Origin of the sequence: Methylacidimicrobium tartarophylax (assembly GCF_902143375.2) — a bacterium.
GTDB lineage: Bacteria > Verrucomicrobiota > Verrucomicrobiia > Methylacidiphilales > Methylacidiphilaceae > Methylacidimicrobium > Methylacidimicrobium tartarophylax.
The window spans coordinates 1-18,581 of the sequence record NZ_CABFVA020000014.1 but is presented as its reverse complement, the minus strand read 5'-3'; the positions used below and the strand labels follow the sequence as shown (position 1 = coordinate 18,581).

Here is an 18,581-nt window from a genome sequence, read left to right as displayed (position 1 = left end):
CTTGCTCCCCTTCCTAAAGCGGAAGCGCGGTAACCGAAGAGCAAAGAAACACTCCGCCGCCGTTTCAATCGAGAAAATATCGCTGCTCTTCCCCGGACGGCTTTCGACAGCTCATGCTCTTCCCGAAAAGACGATACCGATTGGCCGCCAACAGATCATAGAGCCGGTTCAGCCAGCGCAAGGGGAGAAGCCCGAGCAAAATCGCCAGGCACCGATACCCCGGCAACCGCCGCAAGACCTCGAGAACGGCTTGCCCGCGTACAAACATTTCCTCTCCGCTTTCCCCCGTCTCCCAGACGACCACCAAGGAGTCGGAGCGCGAAAGCTCTTCCTTCCCCTCCGCATAACGGCGGAATCCTTTTCCCTGGAGGGGCGCGAAACGGAAAACATGCTCGAGATCGTGACGCAACACAAACTCGACAAAGCGGTTGCAAAGGCCGCAGACCCCATCGAAGTAGATGACTCCCATCTCTCTGCCTCTCACCTGCCTGCCTCACAACGTTGGTCCCCAAGCAATCTGAGGCACTCCCGAGCCCGCGCAAAGAGGAAACATCCGATCCGGCATCCCTTGCAAGCCACGCGTCGCCCTGTGCGAAGCAGCTCTCCCTTCGGGAAAACATTTGACAAGTTTTCCTCATGCTCTCACTGATGTCTTATGCTCGTGGATAAGCGAGGATCGCGCATGCGCATCCTCCACTTCATCGAATCCTATCTACAACGCCACCGCCGGCCGCCGACCGTTCGAGAAATTCAACACGGCTGCGGTTTCCGGAGCCCTCGAGCCGTCTCCTATCAACTCGAACGTCTCGAGGCAATGGGATCGATTTCCCGTCAGAAGAATTCGCGAGGGATCCTTCTGCAAAAACAGGTCGAGGAAGGATTCCCCATCCCGTTTTTCCCCGCCATTCCTGCCGGTCCCCCGATCCTGATGCAGGAGCCGGATGCCGGCAGCGTGCGACTGACTCCAGAATCCCTGGGCATCGCCGATCGGTCTGCCTGCTTTGCCGTTCGGGTGCGCGGATCGAGCATGGTCGGGGCGGGGATTCTCGACGGTGATCTTGCGCTGATCGAAAAGCGGCCTTTTCAGGAGGGGCAGATCGTTGCCGCGCTGATTGATGGAGAATGCACGCTCAAAAGGCTGGTTCTCGACCCTGCAGATGGGTTCGTTCTTCGATCGGAGAATCCGGCCTTCGCGGATCTGCGGCCCGTGCGCGATCTGACGATTCAGGGAGTGCTGGTTGCGGTCGTGCGAAAGGTAATATGACCCGCGGTGTCCAAAGCCGCGCTGCGATTTCGGGGAAGCTTCTTTCTGTAGTTGCGGCTTGCCAGAGGGCCTGCATCGTCCGTTTCATATTAATCTAATCCGCGAGCCTCGGGTAGGCGGCACAGACCACCGTCCGCCGACGGGATGGGGATTGGCCGACCAGCGTGGAACTCAAGCCTTTTCGCTTACTGTGCATCCTTCCTTAAGCATCGTGCTGCCTGTTTTTAATGAGGCGGGAATTGCCGCGGAGGTCGCCACCCGGGTCACGAGCTTTGCCGAAAGCCATCCCGACTACGAGTTTCTTCTGGTCGACGATGGTTCCGTCGACGATACCGCAACCATTCTGTCCGAAATCCTCACGAAGAAGCGTATGCCCAATGTTTCCCTTTTCCACTACGCTCCCAATCGTGGAAAAGGACATGCCATTCTCTTCGGATTCCAACGATCACGCGGAACATTCGTCTGTTTCACCGATGGCGATCTGGCCTATCCCCTCGACTACCTGGACCGGATTGCGGCGGAGCTCAAGGAATGTGATGTCGTGATCGGCTCCCGCAGTCCCTGCCGAGCCTCCCAAGGAGCTCCCAACCTCCGCCGCCGGTTTCTCGGCATCGGCTACAATCGTCTCGTCCGATTTCTTTTGGGGCTGACCCATGCAGATACGCAAGCCGGTTTGAAAGGACTCCGACGGGAATCGGCGGAACGGCTCTTTCCTCTCCTCCATTCGACCGGCTTCTCCTTTGACGTCGAACTCCTTTTTTTGGCAAAGAAGCTAGGGTGCCGCATACGAGAAATACCCGTTCAGCCGACGAACGAACACTCTTACAAGACAGGAAAGGTGAAGCTCCTGCGAGACTCCGCAGCGATGCTGGCCGACCTGTGCCGGATTCGCGCACGAGATTGGCTGGGGCTTTATGACGAGGGACGCACTCGCACTCCTTAGTTTCGATCTCGAGGAGTTTGATATCCCCAACGAATTCCGACGGGCGATTCCCAAACCCGAGCAGATCGAAGTCACGCTCGCGGGTCTCCAGAGGCTGACCGCCCTTTTGGCCGACCGAAAGATTATCTCCACGTTCTTCTCCACAGCCGTATTGGCGTTGAATGCCCCGGAAGCAGTCCGAAATCTGGGGCAAATCCATGAGATCGCCTCCCACGGCTATGCGCATACGGGCTTTTCGGCATCCGATCCCGACCGTTCGAAGAAGGTGCTGGAGGAGATCACGGGCAAGCGCGTTTTCGGATACCGAAATCCCCGCTTTCGGCCCATAGCGGACCAGCTCCTCCGGAACGCGGGTTATACCTATAACTCTTCCGAGAACCCGACCTTCTTGCCGGGACGCTATTGCCGCCTCTTTTCTCCACGCAAAGCATACCGGAAGGGTGATCTGCTTCGGATCCCGGTCTCTGTCTCTCCCTTGGTTCGCTTTCCTTGCTTCTGGCTGGCTTTCAAGAACACCCCGCCCCCTCTGTTTCGAGCGGTGGCCGCCTGGACCCTTGCTGAGGGGGGGTATCTCCATCTCGTCTTCCATCCTTGGGAGTTTGCCGATCTCAAGGATTACAATCTGCCTCGGTGGATCTCTTCCCCATGTGGGCAAGAGTTGCTGGAAGAACTCGCTTCCTTTCTCGACTGGCTCGGCGCACGAGCACGCTTTACTACTCTTGCCGACTTCTCCGAGGCATTTTTAGCGCGATGAAGCGGGAGGCTCAGGCGGAAAGCCCTCTCTCCCCTACGGGAGTGATCCTCTGGCTGGGTTATCTCCTCCTCCTCTCCCTGGTCGTTGCTCACGCTCCCGAGCACGCGGTGACACCGACCTATGCCAGGGCGAGCCAAGCCTGGTGGCAGCATCGCAACCTGTACGACCTCCAAAGCGTGCACGGATTTCTCTATCTGCCACAATCGGCGATCCTCTATGCGCCCTTCGCTCTGCTGCCTCCCGTGCCGAGGGAGATTCTCTGGCGGGCGGTGAATCTCGCCCTCGTGGCCAGCGCGCTGGCGCGCCTAGCCTGCTTCCTGCCCCGGCCCTCCCGATCCTTCGTTCTCTTGAGCCTCCTGACGATCCCCGCCTCCCTCGCCTCCGCCCGCAACGGCCAAACCAACCTTCCGCTGGCGGGAGCAATGATCCATGGGTTCCTCGAAGCCTCGAACATGCGATGGAACCGAGCAACCCTTTGGCTTCTCCTGGGCCTGGTCTACAAGCCCATCGCGATTGTCCCCTACTTGTTGGCGGGCGTTCTCTACCCACGACTCCGCTGGTCGTTGCTTTCCGGCACCATCCTCCTTCTGGCCATGCCCTGGCTTTTTGCTCCGGCCGCATTTGCTCGCGACCAGTATCAGCTCTTCTGGCAGAAGTTTCTTCTTTCCGGCCAACCGCAGGAGCCGAGCTTTTCGGATCTCTCGGGGCTTTTGGATGCGTTACGGATTTCCCTCGCTCCCGCCTGGCTCTTCGCTTGCCGCGCGCTCGCCGCGCTATTGACCCTGCTGCTCGCGGAGATCGCGCTTCGCCGCGATCGCGCCCATGCTGCTCTCACCTTGGTGGGTCTCGCCGCCGCCTACCTGATGCTTTTCAATCCGCGAACGGAGGCGAACTCCTACATTCTTCTCGCCCCGTCGACGGCCCTCTTTGCTCTCTGGGAACTCTCGATCGGCAGACGCGGAAGCGCTGCGGCGCTCATGGCAGTTACCCTTGGTTTTGGTTCGTCGAGCTACGGACCCATCCATGGCTGGACCAATCTCTGGTTCCAACCGCTCCTCGTGCTGATCTACCTCGGATATCTCGCCTTCCGCTGTATTTACCCGCTTCCTGCCGTTGATCCGGGAACCGCACGCTCCGCTTCGGGCAGGGAGAGCGGCTGACTGCTGTTCCCTCGCCGGGCAGCTTCGGACGGAGGTTAAGTCTCCTTCTGCGGAAGGGTCAGGCGGAGGCGCATGCGGGGGAAATCGATCATCACGCGGAAGGGACGACAAAACCCACTCCCTAGAAAGCCCCCCAAAGGCAACCCTTCTCCCCGCTCGATGCGGGAGGGAAACGGCACAATGGCCCCGAGGACATGATGCGCGGAAAAGCCTGCGAATCGCACCTCGGGAAGAAGGATGGGTGGAGCGAGATAACGACCGCCGACGCCCGAATAGGGATCCCCGCCACCGAGTGCGGTGAGCCCCAGCCGAATCGCCGCCCGGCGGCTCAACGCCAGCGCCGTCTCCGCCGCACCGGTATCGAGAAAGACCAGAAGCTTTTCCCGCGACGCGACCTCCACCGGGACCACCACGAGCCCACCCGGAGTCAGACGCAGTGGAACGTCGGCGATTCGACGATCGGCGAGAGCCGAGGACTCCTCGGCGATCCCATGCGTCCCCGCTTTCCGGAGCAAAAGCCGCCGCTTCGGATAATCCAGCGTTACGACGAACCGCCGCAGAAATTCCGACCCAAGAATTCCATCGAACGGTTCGCTCCTCTGCTCCGACCGATGAAGATCGATGATGGCGACCGGGATGTTGCGGACTTCCGTAGCGCCCAACTGCAGCGAATCGAGTCGTCCCAGCTTTCCATGCGTCTTTCTCGCTCCAGCTCCAAGAAGTTGGGCGGATCCCACCGGAGGAAGACGAATCTCCTCGGCCAAACGCCGATCCAGAACGACGCAGGACGCCCCCGTGTCGACCAGGAAGTTGGCCGACTGCCTCCGCGCCACCAGAACGCGCACGACGGGTCGCCGCTCCGACCCCACCCAGTCAAGCCGGACTTCGTCGGGTCCGGTTTGCAGAAAGGGCGATGCACCTCGGAAACCGGCCAACTGCTCCGCTTCCGCTGCGCCGCCCAACTTGCGCAAAAGATCGGCCGCGTCGACGAACCTTCCCTCCCGCCTCCAGAGTATCGCCATGAGAGCCGCTGCTTCCGGGTCCGGGTCGTCCGCGCGCAACGCGCGCTCCAGCGCCCTCTCGGCTCGCACCATCTGACCCTGCTGGAGCTCCATTGCGCCGAGCAGCCTCCACGCGGCTCCGTCGGACGGACGGAGCGCGGCCGCTTTCCGGGCCAGCCGCGCGGCCTCCTCGAGGTTTCCTTCCGCCAGGCACAGGCGTGCTTCGTCGAGCGGCTCCCCGGCGATTGCGGTCCGAGAGGCGGCGGTCCCGCCGGCAGAGGCGAGCAGGAAAATCAGGCCGATCAGGCGCAGAGCCACTTCCCGCCCGTTAAGCCAACCCATACGACGTCAACCGCCATTTCTCACAAATTTCGTAACCGAGGCGCCGCAAATGGGCCTGGATGCGAGGCGCGGCGCCGGTTTTCCACCGGAGCTGTATGAGGACATCCTGCAAGGATGGAAAACCAAGCCCAACAAAGCAGACAAGCCCATTCTGCAAGCCGCAGGAGAAAGCTTGGGAGAAATGGCGGTCAAAGGCGGACAGGAATACCCTGGGTCCGCAGGTAGGCTTTGATCTCGGGAATCACAACCTCCCCCGAATGAAGGATTCCGGCGGCGAGAGCCGCATCGGCATGACCCGACAGAAAGACCTCGCCGAAATCCTGAATTTTTCCCGCACCTCCGCTCGCCACGACAGGCACGGGAAGCGCATCGGCCAGAAGACGAATCAGCGATCCATCGTATCCGCCTTTCATCCCATCGCAGTCGATGCTGTTGCAAACGACTTCCCCGGCTCCCAGCTCGACCCCTTTCCGAGCCCAGTCCAAGACTTCCCACTCCGTCGGACGCCTGCCGCCGTGGCTGAAGACGCGCCAAGATTCGGGACCTGTTTGCCGGACGTCGATCGAAAGGACGATGCATTGAGAGCCGAAGCGTTCCGCTCCCGCGCGAATCAAGTCGGGATCCGCCAGAGCTGCGGTATTCACGCTGACCTTGTCCGCGCCGGCAAGCAGCATTCCCCGAATATCCTCCGCTGTTCGGACCCCGCCGCCCGCGGTCAGAGGAAGGAAGCAGCGATCCGAAACCGCGCGTAAGACGTCGAGAAGCGTCTTCCGTCCCTCGACACTCGCCGTGATGTCGTAAAAGACGAGCTCATCCGCTCCTTCCTCATCATAACGAGCCGCCAAGCCTACAGGATCTCCCACGTCGCGCAGGCCTCCGTCTTCCGCCCTCCCGAACTGCTCTCCGCGAGTCACGCGCCCCGCATGCACATCCAGGCAGGGGATGATGCGCTTAGCAAGCACCGGCACCCTCCTTCCCTCCCTCTTGCTCCCGTTCTCGCGTTTCGATCTGGCGAAGCGCCTCGTAGAGCACGATCGACACGGCGTTCGCAAGGTTCAGGCTGCGCACCTTCGGGTTGTAGATCGGGATCGTGAAAACAGTCCTTTCATATTCCGCCAGGAGCCTTTGCGGCAGTCCCCGGCTCTCCTGGCCGAAAAGAAGGATGTCGCCACCTCGATAAAGCGCCTGCGTATACTCGCGATAGGGGCCCGTCTCAAAAAAGAGAAGCCTTCGGTCCGCCGACGCCGCTCGAAACTCCTCCCAGCCTTCCCACTGCCGGAGGGCGACCTCCGGCCAATAGTCGAGCCCGGCCCGCCGCACCACCCGATCGTTCAGCGAGAAGGGAACCGGCCCGATCAGATGGAGAGTCGACCGGGTTGCCGCGCAGAGACGGGCAATGTTTCCCGTATTGGGCGGGATCTGGGGCGCGATCAGCCCAACCTCTAAAAGAGCCCTGCCACTCACTCGCATCTTGCTCTTGGGATTGTCAGGAGGGAGGTCCCGTCCTTCCCCGAGGATCCTTTGCCATGCTTCTTTTGCTTAGAGGCGTAATAAACCCGGAGAAGATAGAGCCCCCACGGAGGTGCTGAGGCGGGTGCGCGCTTTCGCTCCCGGCTTTCCAGGATCTCCTGAAAGTCCGCGAGGGAGAGCCGCCCCTTGCCCACGCGGACCAGCGCTCCCACAATATTCCGGACCATGTGATAAAGGAAGCCATCGCCTGTCACCCGAATGCGCACCGAAGGCCCTTGCCGAGAAATCGTCAGATCGGAAATGGTGCGGACCGTCGTAGAATAAGCACGCCCAGGATTGGTCGCAAAGGCCGAAAAATCCCTCGTCCCGACCAAGAATCCTCCCGCCTCCCGCATGGACCCTTCCGCCAAGGGGCTGGGAACGTGCCAGACACGGTCGGCAAGAAAGGGGTCCAGCACGGGGTGATTCCACACCCGGTATTCGTAGGTCTTGGCTTGCGCACCAAACCGCGCATGAAAGCGCGGATCCACGAGCTTTACGCGGCAAATGCGAATCGAAGCCGGCAAATAGTAATTGAGGGCTCTCACCAACTCTTCGGCCGCCAGCTTCTGCGGGGCGGCGAAGGAGGCCGCCTGTCGCACGGCATGCACGCCGGCATCCGTTCGGCTCGCCCCGACCACCGGAATCGGCTCACCCCAGATCCGCTCGACGGCAGACTCGAGAGCTTCTTGGACCGACGGCTTTCCCCTTTGGCGCTGCCAGCCGGAAAACTCCGTGCCTACGTAGGAGAGCTCGATCCTGTGCCCGGCGAACGGAGGTTTGGCAAGGCGACTTCTAGAGCAACTCCCCCTTGCGATCGTTTCCACGGCCTTCCGAACAGACATTTCCTGACCGTTCCCACTTAATCGCTGGTTATTTCGATGCGTGCCAGTGGAAACGTTTCGAGAAAACTAAGCCCCAACGCTCGATGCTCCTAATCCGATCCGAGCAAGTACGAAAATCCGACCAGCCCGCCCACTTCGTTCACGCCGATATTGCGCATGGCCATATCGGCGTTGGACATGTGATGAAAGAGAGCTTCGGCATTGACCGACCAGTGCTTCGAAAGCATGTAGCGAAATCCGGCGCCGGCCTGTGGGGTGAACTCGATCGCTTGACCCACCACCGACTGGTTGGGCACCGTGTAGGCATCCGTGTAGACAAATCCAACCCCGCCCTCGACGTACGGAACGATGCGCCAGTTGGGCTGGACGAAGTTGTACCGGACGAAGACGTTGGGACCCAACACGACGTTGCCGCTCATGGGACCCGCGAAGATGGCGCTTGCGTAGAGATCGACGAGCACCTCCACGTTGCCCCGGAAGAACCCGTTTCCCTTCGGGGTCGTCAGCATCCAGCCCCAGCTCAGGATGGTCGGAGCCTCGTCGAACGTATACCTGCCGTTTCCACTTCCCAGGGAAAAGAGCGCGCCGGACATGACCTGAATTTCGTTCGTGCCCTCCCGATAGAGAGCCAACTCGGGAATGCTTTCGGTGTCCAGGGCAACCCCCTCCTTGGCCCCGCCGCCCTTGGTCTCGAGGCTTGCGGGCGCGGCCGGCGCCGGGTAGGAGACGGCGGCACGGGCACTCCACGAACCCACCAGAAGGCCCAGAGCCAGGGTCGCAACTAACGTCCTCCTCATCTGTCTATTCTGCTTAACAGCCGCAATGCCCTACCCGCCAGCCTTTTTCTTTTTTTTACGATCCTCCAGGGTTGCATTGCCCGCTCATGTCTGCCCGAAACGACAACTCATCGAGATATGACTGCAGAAGGATGGCGGCGGCGACTCCATCGATCTTCTGCCGACTCTCTTTCTCCTTCCGCCCCGCTTCCCGGAGGTAGCGTGCGGCCAACTTCGTGGTGAGCCGCTCGTCCCGCAGTTCCACGGGAATCGGCACCAACTGCTTGCACTTCTGAGTGAACTCCCGGACGCGCTCAGCCGCCGGTCCATAGGATCCGTCCATGTTCCGAGGGAGTCCAACCAAGAGAAGGCTCACCTCGTAGCGGCGAATGAACTCCTTGAGCTGCCGGACAAATTCCGCGAACGGCTCCGCTGGGAGATATCCCAACGGCAAAGCCAGGGTGCACGTCGGGTCGTTGACGGCGACGCCGATTCGCTTGCTTCCATGATCAAGCGCAAGAATTCCCAACTGTCCCTCTTTCTCCTTTGAGCTCACGGGGGTGGGCTCCACGTGCACCCCCCTTTCCCGACGCACGATGGACACCCTCGGCCAGGGGTCGTGCGAACCGCTCGATCCTCTCGCACAGGTCCGGTTCCGATCCCCAGGCACCGATCCGCTCGACAAGGGCGCTGCCGACGACCACCCCATCGGCGTATGCCGCCACGGACACGGCCTGCTCAGGAGTGGAGATTCCGAAGCCAACGCAGGCCGGCACGGTACAAAACGTTCTCATGGAGCGAACGAGACCCTCGGCTTCGGCGGGCGCTTGTTCGCGAACGCCCGTCGTGCCGAGACGGGCTACGCAGTAGAGAAACCCTTCCGCCGCTTTCCCGATGGCTTGCCGTCGCGGGATCTCGGTCGTTGGAGCCACCAGGTGAATCCGCGCGAGCAAGCTCTCCAAAACTTGCAACCCGGGAAGCCGCTCCTCGAGCGGCAGATCGACCAGCAGCACTCCGTCAACGCCGGCTCGGCTCGCTTCCGTAGCGAACCGCGCGAGGCCGAACTGAAGCAGAGGATTGAGGTAGCTGAACAGAACGAGCGGAATCTCCGAAATCTTTCGGATCTCCGCGATGGTCTCCAGGACGCCCTCCACCGAAGCGCCCGCCTGAAGGGCTCGAAAGGCCGCCGCCTGATTCACTTCCCCGTCGGCGAGAGGATCCGAAAAGGGAACCCCCAGCTCGATCAGATCCGCCCCGGCGCGTTCCAGAGCGAAAACTAGATCGCGCGTGGCGGAAAGAGTGGGATCCCCCGCCGTGATGTAAGGGACAAACGCCCGCCTTCCCGCAAGGGAGAGGGAGCTAAACTTCTCCGCGATCCGACTGCTCACACGCGGTTTCCTGCTGCTTGCACCATGAGCTTCTAAAAATGCCAGAATCTACCATTCCGCTCCCATCCAGAAAAGAAAGAGTGAATGACGCTTCGCAAGCTACTTCTTCTGGATCCGCTGCTCCAGCATTTTCCCTTCCGTGGGAACGCCGAAACCTCCGCAGGAGTTTCCTTCGATCATTTACGAGCGGAAGCCTTGCCTCGAGAGCAAGATTTCCGTACGTTTACCCGAATGTACGTGGGGAACCACTCGAAACCGAACCATCCGGTCCCAACATCCCTGTGGCACTCCAGCAGGGAGCGGGCCAGTTGCGGCGTGGGCTTTGTCTCCACTCTAACGGGAGCGCCTTCGCATAAGATCCTGGAAACCGCGCTTTCCTGTGTCTGCGCCCTTTCCCATCGAGGCGCGGTCGACGCCGACATGAAGACCGGAGACGGAGCCGGGGTCATGACTCAAATTCCGGCGCGACTCTTCCGCAAGGATATCGAGAAGTGGGGCGCAAAGCTTTACCGGGACGATGACTTGGCGGTCGGCTTCTGCTTTCTCCCATCGGGAGATGCCTACGAGCAAGCGCATTGTCGAAAAATCATTCAGGAATCCCTTGCCGAACACGGGCTCTTTGTCTTCGGCTGGAGGAAGGTACCGGTGCGCATGGATGCACTCGGCGACAAGGCCGCGCGCACCTGTCCGGAACTGGAGCAAGTCCTGGTCGGCAAGCCGGAAGATCGCTCACTTTCCTCCCTTGAATACGAGCGAACGCTCTATCTCTGCCGCAAAAAGATCGAACAGCGAATCGCCCAGGATGGGGTGACGGAGTTTCATCTCCCCTCTTTCTCAAGCCGCACGATCGTCTACAAAGGGCTCTTCGTCTCCCCTCAGCTCTCGAAATTTTATCGCGATTTGCAGGATCCCTCCTTCGAGACGGCACTGGCGGTCTACCACCAGCGCTATAGCACCAACACCTTCCCTGCCTGGCCGCTCGCTCAACCCTTTCGTGTGCTCGGCCACAACGGAGAGATTAATACCATTTTAGGAAACCGGCTCTGGATGCGGGCGCGGCAAAGGGATTTCGCGGAGTCCCAATGGGGGAAGGAGGCCAGCCACCTGTCGCCGGTGCTTCTTCCCGCGGCGAGCGATTCGGCCAATCTCGACAATGCGGTCGAACTTCTTTTGCACTCCGGTTACGACCTACTCCACGCCATGCTCATGCTGGTACCGGCCGCGTGGCAAGCGGAACCTCGGCTCTCGCCCGATGAGCGCGCATTCTATGAGTACCACGAGCTCCTGAGCGAGCCCTGGGACGGACCAGCCGCGCTGATCTTCTCTGACGGGAGAACCGTCGGCGCCTGTTTGGATCGCAATGGGCTGCGACCGATCCGGTATAAAATCACGGAGGATGGGACCGTTGTTCTCGGGTCGGAGGTCGGCATCGGAAGCCTGGATGAGAAGACGGTCGTTGAAAAAGGACGATTGGGACCAGGAGAGATCTTCGCGGTGGACGCCGTTTCCCGGCGCCTCATTCGCAGTCCGGAAATCAAGAAGCGCTTCACCGGAAAGCTCGCCTATTCCCAATGGTTGACCCGCCACTGCCACCGCCTCACCTCAGGGACTGTCGCCTCAACGCCGCCTCCTCCCTCCGGCCTGGCCGCGCAACTGCTGGCCTTTGGTTACGACGACGAGGAGATCAAGCAGATCCTCAAGCCAATGGCGGAAAGAGGAGAAGAATCGATCGGATCGATGGGCGACGATGCTCCGCCTGCTATTCTCTCCCGTGAGCCGAGAATCCTCTACTGGTATTTCCGGCAGCTTTTTGCCCAGGTCACCAATCCTCCCATCGATCCATTGCGGGAACGCTTGGTCATGTCTCTGGAAATGTGGGTGGGCCGCCGGCCCAATTTGCTGGTGCACCAGCTCCCCGAAGGAGACGCCATCCGGCTCGCCACCCCTTTTCTGACGGATGCCCGACTCTCCGAGATCCGCAACCGACACGAGCCAAGTCTGCGGAGCCAGACGATCTCGTGTCTCTTCCCGACCGGAGAATCCCAAGAGGGCTTCCTGCGGCGGCTGTCCGAGATTCGTCAAGAGGCCGAGGCCGCTGTGGAGAGCGGAGCCTCGATTCTGGTGCTGAGCGACAAGGGCGTTTCACCGACGGAAGCGGCCATTCCGATGCTCCTTGCCGTTGGGGCGGTCCATCACCACCTCATTCGCGCCGGGAGCCGGATGCACGCCACGATCCTCTGCGAAACCGGGGACTGTCGCGACGTCCACCAGTTCGCCTGCCTGATCGGGTTCGGCGCGGCAGCCGTCAATCCCTATCTCGCCCTTTCGCTCTATGCCGATCTCGCCTGCCGCAACGAACTCAAGACCGCTGATCCGGCGGTCGTCGAACAAAACTATCAGAAGGCCATCGAAAAGGGGCTTCTGAAGATCATCTCGAAAATGGGCATTTCCACCCTGTGGAGTTACCACGGTGCCCAGGTCTTCGAGGCGATGGGCCTTGGTCCGCAGGTGATTCAAGAATGTTTCGAAGGCGTCGTCTCCCATCTGGGAGGCGTCGGATATCCTGAGTTGGCCCAAGAGACGCTCAGCCGACATGCCGCCGCCTTCGCCCCGGATACGAAACTCGCCGATCGCGGTCACTACCGATTTCGGCGGGAAGGGGAGCGGCACGCGATCACACCCCCTCTCATCCAAAGCATTCACACCTTCGTCGGCCTCAAGGGGCAGGAGAAGGCCGGCCGGAATGAGGATTACCGGAAGATCGGGGAAGCGATCTCGACGAATCAGCCCCTTGCGCTCCGCGATTGTCTCTGCTTTCGCAAGGAGGAAGCGATTCCGCTTTCGGAAGTCGAGCCCGTCGAAGAGATCCGGCGCCGCTTCACGACGGCAGGAATGTCCCTGGGAGCCCTTTCTCCGGAAGCCCATGAGACCTTGGCGTTGGCCTTAAACCGGATCGGGGGAAAGTCGAACACCGGAGAAGGAGGGGAAGATCGGACCCGGTTCGTCCGCCTGCCCAACGGAGACTCTTTGAGCAGCGCCATTAAGCAAGTGGCATCCGGCCGCTTCGGAGTGACGGCCGAATACCTGGCGAGCGCTTCGGAAATCGAAATCAAGATGGCGCAGGGATCAAAGCCGGGAGAAGGAGGGCAGCTCCCAGGACACAAGGTCACGGCCTTGATCGCTCGTTTGCGGAGGAGTACTCCCGGGATCAGGCTCATTTCGCCCCCTCCCCATCATGACATTTACAGCATTGAAGACCTCGCGCAGCTCATCTACGACCTAAAGCAGGTCAATCCGCGCGCACGAATCTGCGTGAAGCTGGTTTCGGAGGCTGGAGTGGGAGCGATCGCGGCGGGGGTCGCTAAAGCCCACGCCGATGTGATTCTGATCAGCGGCCATGACGGGGGCACAGGGGCGTCTCCGCTCTCGTCGATCAAATATGCGGGTAGTCCATGGGAAATCGGACTGGCGGACACCCAGCAGGTGCTGCTCGCCAATGGCTTGCGAAGCCGGGTAACTCTCCGCACCGACGGCGGGATGCGCACCGGTCGCGATATCGTCGTTGGCGGCCTCCTGGGCGCGGAAGAGTTCAACTTCGGAACTATGGCCCTGATCGCGCTGGGCTGCGTTTACGTTCGGCAGTGTCACCTGAATACCTGTCCCACAGGAATCGCGACGCAAGACGAACGGCTGCGGGGCAAATTCCGGGGCACCGCTGCGGGCTTGATCGCCTATTTCGACGCGGTGAGCCAGGAAGTAAGGGAAATCCTCGCCAGCCTCGGCGTCCGGACCTTCAACGAGATCATTGGACGAGCCGAGCTCCTGGAGCCCAAAGAGATTCCCAACCATGACAAGGCCAATTTGATCCACCTCCAATCTCTCCTCTCCTTTCCCGGTGTGGGAGAAACCGAACCCCGCTATCACACGTGGGAGAGAAACGACCCGCAGGGCGATCGCCCCCTGGACGACATCCTGCTCCAGGAAGCGAAGACCGCCATCCATTCCAAGGAACCAATCGAGTTGAGGCACCGAGTCCGGAACGTGCATCGCTCCATCGGAGCCGGGCTCTCCGGAGAAATCGCCTATCATTTCGGTGACGAGGGTCTCCCCGAGGGGACGATCCGGCTTCGGCTCACCGGAACCGCCGGTCAAAGCCTGGGAGCCTTCCTCGTCAACGGAATCAGCATCTTCTTGGAGGGAGAGGCGAACGATTACGTCGGAAAGGGAATGTCCGGGGGAGAGATCATCCTCGCTCCGCCTACCGGATGCCACTACCGGCCGGAGGAGAGCGTCATCTGCGGCAACACCGTTCTTTACGGCGCTACCGGTGGTTCCCTCTTCGTGCGAGGGAAAGCCGGCGAACGCTTCGCCGTTCGCAACAGCGGGTCGGTTGCGGTCGTCGAAGGCATTGGAGATCATGGCTGCGAGTATATGACCGGCGGGGTCGTGGTCGTTTTGGGTCCGACGGGAAAGAATTTCGGAGCCGGCATGTCGGGCGGGCTGGCGTACGTTTTCGACGAGGAAGGATGCTTCGAGGAACGCTACAACGCGGAGATGGTGCACTTGGAGCGGGTCTCGCAACCAGAAGATCAGAAACAACTCCAAGAGCTTCTCTATCGCCACCTGGAGCGAACCGGGAGCTCGCCTGCCGGACGAATTCTCCAGGAGTGGGAACGGTTTCAGCCGCTCTTTTGGAAGGTTGTGCCGCTGCCGCCTTCGCCTGGACCTGCGGAGGCTCCGAAGCCGGAACGAAAGCAGGTCCCCGCCAGCGCGGCCGAGCCGCGCGGTTGATCGCGATCAGCGATCCTCCGGGTTGAGGCTGAGGAAGATCCACGCGGCAGAGGCTCCGCCAAGAAACTCCGCGATCCAATAGAGCGCAACGCTCGGCCATGCGATCAGCCCAATCCAGCCGAGCCCGACCGCAACCGCGGGATTAAAGACCGCGCCGGAGACCGAGCCGACGGCGAAAGCGCCCACCATCACCGTGATGCCGATCGCAAGCCCGTAGAAGGAATTCCCGGCGGTTGGCTTGGCCGTTGCCGTGTTCAAGACCACGTAGACCAGGGCAAATGTGAAGAGGACTTCCGCAGCGAAGGCTGGGCCGGTGGAGAGGACCATCCGAGCAATCGGACCGTTTCCCTTGATTGCCTGCGCCGCGATGGATCCGAGAATGGCCCCGACTCCCTGGGCGATAAAATAGGGGAGGACGTCTTGCAGGGAGCAGCGTCCACGCAGCCAGACCCCCAGCGTCACTGCGGGATTGTAATGACCGCCCGAAAGATGGCCACCGGCGTAGACCATGACCATGAGAGCCGATCCAATCGCCAGCGGCGCAATCACCCCGGACGCCGCAGCAATCACGCAGCAGCCCACGGTGAGCATGAGGAAGAAGGTTCCAATCATTTCGCCTACATACTTTCGCATGGTTTTTTCCTTTTCCGGGCTTTGATCCGCCGACGTCCGCTCGGCTCATGCCGAACCCCGCTTACGGATAAAGGTCTCTAGTCTCTTCGTGCGCCGGAGGCAAAGCTATTCCTCTTATTTCCGATCGGGAAAAGGAATAGGAAGATTTCCACTGCGTTATTTTATTGCCGTCGCGGAGCCTCAAAGCCTTACGCACCGAGGAAGGCGAAAGCCTCAATGTCCGGCCTGCTGCGGAAAGAGCAACAAGGTGCCGGCGGCAAGGAGCAACGCGGTCCCCCAAAGCAGGTCCAAATTCCACCAGGCCTTTCTCAGAAAAGAGAGACCAATTTTCTCGAAAACGAAAAGGGAGATTCCCAGAGCTACCGCCCAGTATCCGACCGAGTGAACGACCGCCACTCCGAGAGCCTCTCCCAAGGGGAGCCACCCGGCTCCTTGGCCACAAAGGCCTGCAGTGCCGAGCACCGGCAAAAGCATGAGCCCAGCTCCATGAGCAGTGGCCATGAGGAATGCCCAGAAGACCAGATCCCGGAAACCGACGCGCATCCCAACCCAGCGCGGATGCCGGGCCCGCAGAAGCCAATAGAACCCAAAACCTGCCAAGAGAACAGCAGCACCCACGGCGATCCCATGCCAAGGAAGCCAAATACCGGCCACCCAAAAGAGCATGACGGCGGCGCCCACGGCAAGACAGTGGCCGACGACGAGGGCGCCCACGGCTTGAACGATCGCTCTCTTTCGGCCCTCCTGATAACCGAGCGCCACGGCAAACAGCCAGCCCATGGCCGGATTCAGACCGTGAAAGGCACCCAGCCCCAGCGCCACGGCCCAGGGGAGGAATCGGGTCACGGGAAGCAGAAGGAGTCTGTCGAGCAGTCTCCTCCTTGGAGACGAATTTGATGCGCGCGATGGGTCAGCGGAAACTCCACCAAAAACCTTTCGTCCCAATGAAGTCCATCGTCTCCGGCATGGGCCAGAGCCATCCAACCCCGGATGCCTTCCGGATAGAACTGCTCATCCCATGCGCGATAGAGGGAGTTCGTCAGATACACCCGCTTCCCGTCCCGGCTAATTTCCACCATTTGACAGCCACCATTGAGGGGCTTTTGCGGCAGCCGGGGGTGGGCTTCCCTCCGCGTAATCCCGCCTAGATGAAGGCTGCTGATCCGCTTCGGATGGAAAGGATCGGTCACATCATACTGGAGGAGCTCACCCGTCCCCCAGCACGATAGGTAGAGAAAACGATCGTCCAGGGAAAGGTCGATATCGGTGAGGACAGGCGGCACGGCTCGGAAGCTTTTCAGGAGCGGAGGAAGCTCTTCTTCTTTCGCAGGCTCCGCCGGAATTTCGATTATTTTCCGGATCGCCCAATTGTCACCATCCCGGTACCACAACCAGACGGAACTCGATAGATCCTCCAGAGAGATCACCACGCCGGTAAAGCCATAGGACTTTCGCGGGTCATGGGCGGGACGGACCTCCAAGACCATCTGCTGCTTTTCCCCGACGTCGAGCGTCTGGAGGTGGCGGCGCTTCCGGAGATCCCACACGTGGAGGGCGCGTCCGTAGGCGCCCTTCATGAGTTGCTCGGGCAAGAGACCGTCTTCGAGCATCCAGGGAGCTCCCCATTCGCTGCTGATCAGGATGTCCTGATTGATATGCCACCAGAAGTCGTAGGCGAAAACCTGCGGTCCCCGATCCATTTCCCAGCGTCCCAGCGGCTCGAACGAGAAATGGTCCAGGATAAAGATGCCGCCGGGACCTTCTCCTTTTTCGTTTCCCAAGGCGCTGACATAAATGCCATCCGGTCCGCAGTGAACCGTGTGGGGCCGAGTGTATCCCGTTTTCCGAACGAGTTCCTCGGGCTCGATCTGCTTTACGATTTCGGGCCGGCGCGGATTCGCCTTCGTATCGACAATGTAGATCCGGGACGAGCGGATCCCTGGAATGACCAGGTAACGCCGCTCCAAGTGAGGATGGGGAGCATACGGGCAGAGAGCGGAACTGCAGGCATTCCAGCCGAAATGGTGCAATTCATCCCCGATCGCGGGAACCGCAAGCCAGTGGATGATCCTCCCGTATTCGGGCGAATCGGGATTGAGATCGATCACCGCGAGTGCATCGGGATTCCCACTGGCGCTACCCCCATCCGCCGCAAGAGCGACAACATAACCCAACTTTTCGCGCGGACCCTCCATCGCAAGGCGGGCAGAAGGATAGAACGTGGGATCGGGAGCAGTAAATTTCATGCTTTCGCTCTTGATGTATATTTTACACTCATTGTCGCACAAGCCCAAGACTCATCTCGATACTCCGGATGCAACGGATTCACTCGATCGCCCCAATCGGGCACTGCAGGGCCCAGACCGATTTTCAAACCCGCTCGCCGCTTGTTGAACAGGAACCCCATCTCGGCGGCACGCCAAGCGGCCTCTCAAAACCGCTTTTCGCTACTTGCGCCGAAGGAGTTGACCCGCCGACGGCCTTGCGATCTTCTATGGCTGCTTTCCGGCCGGCGGATTCGGTGTCGAGGGGGGCGGAGGAGTGCCGCCGGGCAAGTCAGCCTCCTCCTTCTTTCCCTTTGCTGCCGGAGGAGGAACGATGAGTTCCTGGCCGATCTGCAGCCGATCGTTTTTCAACCCGTTGGCCTTGCGAAGCGCCTCAACCGAAATTTTGAACTTCCGGCTGATCTTCCAGAGGGAATCTCCCTGCTTCACCGTGTACTTGGTTGAGCCCGGGGGAGGCGGCTCCGCCGGAGCTTCGGCGGATGGGGGCGAAGCAGAGGATTCCGCGGCATTGGCGGGAGGGGGCGTTCCACAGAAAAACAGAGCGATCCAACCCGTGCAGGAAAAGAGACGAAAAAGCTTTGTACGCATGAGGCTATCATAAGTTGCTTTTGGGACAAGAGAAGGCCGAACCTTTCCGGTTCGCCAAAAAAGTGGCAGAATGCGCGCCCGCATGCTCGCCCGCATTTTTTCCGCCGCTCTTTGGGGAGTGGAGGCCCTGCGTGTCGAAGTCGAGGTCGACAATTCCCCGGGAGCTTTTTTGACACGGGTCGTCGGACTGCCCGACGCCGCGGTGCGGGAAAGCCTCCACCGCGTCTCTACGGCGCTTCAAAATGCGGGCTTTCGTGCTCCGACGGGCCGCACCACGATCAACCTGGCCCCGGCGGCCCTCC

18 protein-coding genes are annotated in these 18,581 nt (G+C 60.6%); 6 read left to right on the top strand and 12 right to left on the bottom strand.

From position 1 onward, the window contains the following. Positions 1-64 precede the first annotated feature (64 nt). Positions 65-484 carry a thiol-disulfide oxidoreductase DCC family protein gene (locus tag MAMT_RS02000; RefSeq protein ID WP_246186471.1) on the bottom strand — a complete coding sequence of 140 codons (420 nt, stop codon included), beginning with the start codon at positions 482-484 and terminating at the stop codon, positions 65-67. 198 nt (positions 485-682) lie between these two features. On the opposite strand from MAMT_RS02000, the gene lexA reads away from it, so the two are divergent. From lexA to MAMT_RS01980, 4 genes are all read left to right on the top strand, one after another. Further along, positions 683-1,264, top strand: a complete 582-nt coding sequence (lexA, locus tag MAMT_RS01995; RefSeq protein WP_178086854.1) for a transcriptional repressor LexA — start codon at positions 683-685, stop codon at positions 1,262-1,264. A 211-nt stretch (positions 1,265-1,475) separates the two neighbouring features. Continuing rightward, a complete protein-coding gene (locus tag MAMT_RS01990; protein WP_178086853.1) occupies positions 1,476-2,207 on the top strand; it encodes a glycosyltransferase in 732 nt (243 codons plus the stop codon). Next, positions 2,179-2,961, top strand: coding sequence for a polysaccharide deacetylase family protein (locus tag MAMT_RS01985; RefSeq protein WP_142659271.1), 783 nt, complete (start codon positions 2,179-2,181; stop codon positions 2,959-2,961). The genes MAMT_RS01990 and MAMT_RS01985 overlap by 29 nt, the downstream gene beginning before the upstream one ends. Next, positions 2,958-4,121: a glycosyltransferase family 87 protein gene (locus tag MAMT_RS01980; protein ID WP_178086852.1), complete on the top strand. Its 1,164-nt coding sequence runs from the start codon at positions 2,958-2,960 to the stop codon at positions 4,119-4,121. The genes MAMT_RS01985 and MAMT_RS01980 overlap by 4 nt, the downstream gene beginning before the upstream one ends. A gap of 35 nt (positions 4,122-4,156) precedes the next feature. Here the strand turns inward: MAMT_RS01980 and MAMT_RS01975 are convergent, their stop codons facing one another. The 7 genes from MAMT_RS01975 to trpA form a co-directional block, all read right to left on the bottom strand. Beyond that, positions 4,157-5,464, bottom strand: a complete 1,308-nt coding sequence (locus MAMT_RS01975) for an aspartyl protease family protein (protein WP_142659269.1) — start codon at positions 5,462-5,464, stop codon at positions 4,157-4,159. A 188-nt stretch (positions 5,465-5,652) separates the two neighbouring features. Continuing rightward, on the bottom strand, positions 5,653-6,426 hold the full coding sequence (hisF, locus tag MAMT_RS01965) for an imidazole glycerol phosphate synthase subunit HisF (RefSeq protein WP_142659268.1): 774 nt from the start codon (positions 6,424-6,426) through the stop codon (positions 5,653-5,655). Beyond that, a complete protein-coding gene (locus MAMT_RS01960) occupies positions 6,416-6,934 on the bottom strand; it encodes a tRNA (cytidine(34)-2'-O)-methyltransferase (protein ID WP_178086851.1) in 519 nt (172 codons plus the stop codon). The genes hisF and MAMT_RS01960 overlap by 11 nt, the downstream gene beginning before the upstream one ends. Beyond that, complete coding sequence (gene truA, locus MAMT_RS01955; protein ID WP_142659266.1) at positions 6,925-7,818, bottom strand: tRNA pseudouridine(38-40) synthase TruA; 894 nt, start codon at positions 7,816-7,818, stop codon at positions 6,925-6,927. Before truA ends, MAMT_RS01960 begins: the two co-directional genes overlap by 10 nt. Before the next feature lie 89 nt (positions 7,819-7,907). Next, positions 7,908-8,615, bottom strand: a complete 708-nt coding sequence (locus tag MAMT_RS01950; protein WP_246186470.1) for an acyloxyacyl hydrolase — start codon at positions 8,613-8,615, stop codon at positions 7,908-7,910. 55 nt (positions 8,616-8,670) lie between these two features. Then, the gene (ruvX, locus tag MAMT_RS01945) at positions 8,671-9,123 is read right to left on the bottom strand and encodes a Holliday junction resolvase RuvX (protein ID WP_142659265.1); all 453 of its coding nucleotides are present in this window, start codon (positions 9,121-9,123) and stop codon (positions 8,671-8,673) included. Next, positions 9,104-9,982: a tryptophan synthase subunit alpha gene (gene trpA, locus MAMT_RS01940; RefSeq protein WP_142659264.1), complete on the bottom strand. Its 879-nt coding sequence runs from the start codon at positions 9,980-9,982 to the stop codon at positions 9,104-9,106. Before trpA ends, ruvX begins: the two co-directional genes overlap by 20 nt. Positions 9,983-10,213: 231 nt before the next feature. Here trpA and gltB point away from each other — a divergent pair, with 231 nt between their 5' ends. Next, the gene (gltB, locus tag MAMT_RS01935) at positions 10,214-14,773 is read left to right on the top strand and encodes a glutamate synthase large subunit (protein ID WP_374729432.1); all 4,560 of its coding nucleotides are present in this window, start codon (positions 10,214-10,216) and stop codon (positions 14,771-14,773) included. A gap of 6 nt (positions 14,774-14,779) precedes the next feature. Here the strand turns inward: gltB and MAMT_RS01930 are convergent, their stop codons facing one another. From MAMT_RS01930 to MAMT_RS01915, 4 genes are all read right to left on the bottom strand, one after another. Beyond that, positions 14,780-15,406 (bottom strand): MIP/aquaporin family protein, encoded by a 627-nt coding sequence (locus MAMT_RS01930; RefSeq protein WP_142659263.1) that lies wholly within the window; start codon positions 15,404-15,406, stop codon positions 14,780-14,782. Positions 15,407-15,619: 213 nt separating this feature from the next. After that, positions 15,620-16,252 carry a hypothetical protein gene (locus MAMT_RS01925; RefSeq protein ID WP_142659262.1) on the bottom strand — a complete coding sequence of 211 codons (633 nt, stop codon included), beginning with the start codon at positions 16,250-16,252 and terminating at the stop codon, positions 15,620-15,622. Then, positions 16,249-17,652, bottom strand: coding sequence for a selenium-binding protein SBP56-related protein (locus MAMT_RS01920; protein ID WP_142659261.1), 1,404 nt, complete (start codon positions 17,650-17,652; stop codon positions 16,249-16,251). The genes MAMT_RS01925 and MAMT_RS01920 overlap by 4 nt, the downstream gene beginning before the upstream one ends. A gap of 246 nt (positions 17,653-17,898) precedes the next feature. Further along, positions 17,899-18,279 carry a LysM peptidoglycan-binding domain-containing protein gene (locus MAMT_RS01915; RefSeq protein ID WP_178086850.1) on the bottom strand — a complete coding sequence of 127 codons (381 nt, stop codon included), beginning with the start codon at positions 18,277-18,279 and terminating at the stop codon, positions 17,899-17,901. A gap of 70 nt (positions 18,280-18,349) precedes the next feature. On the opposite strand from MAMT_RS01915, the gene MAMT_RS01910 reads away from it, so the two are divergent. Next, positions 18,350-18,581 (top strand): magnesium chelatase domain-containing protein (locus MAMT_RS01910; RefSeq protein ID WP_281289087.1); only part of this gene is annotated, 232 nt, incomplete at its 3' end.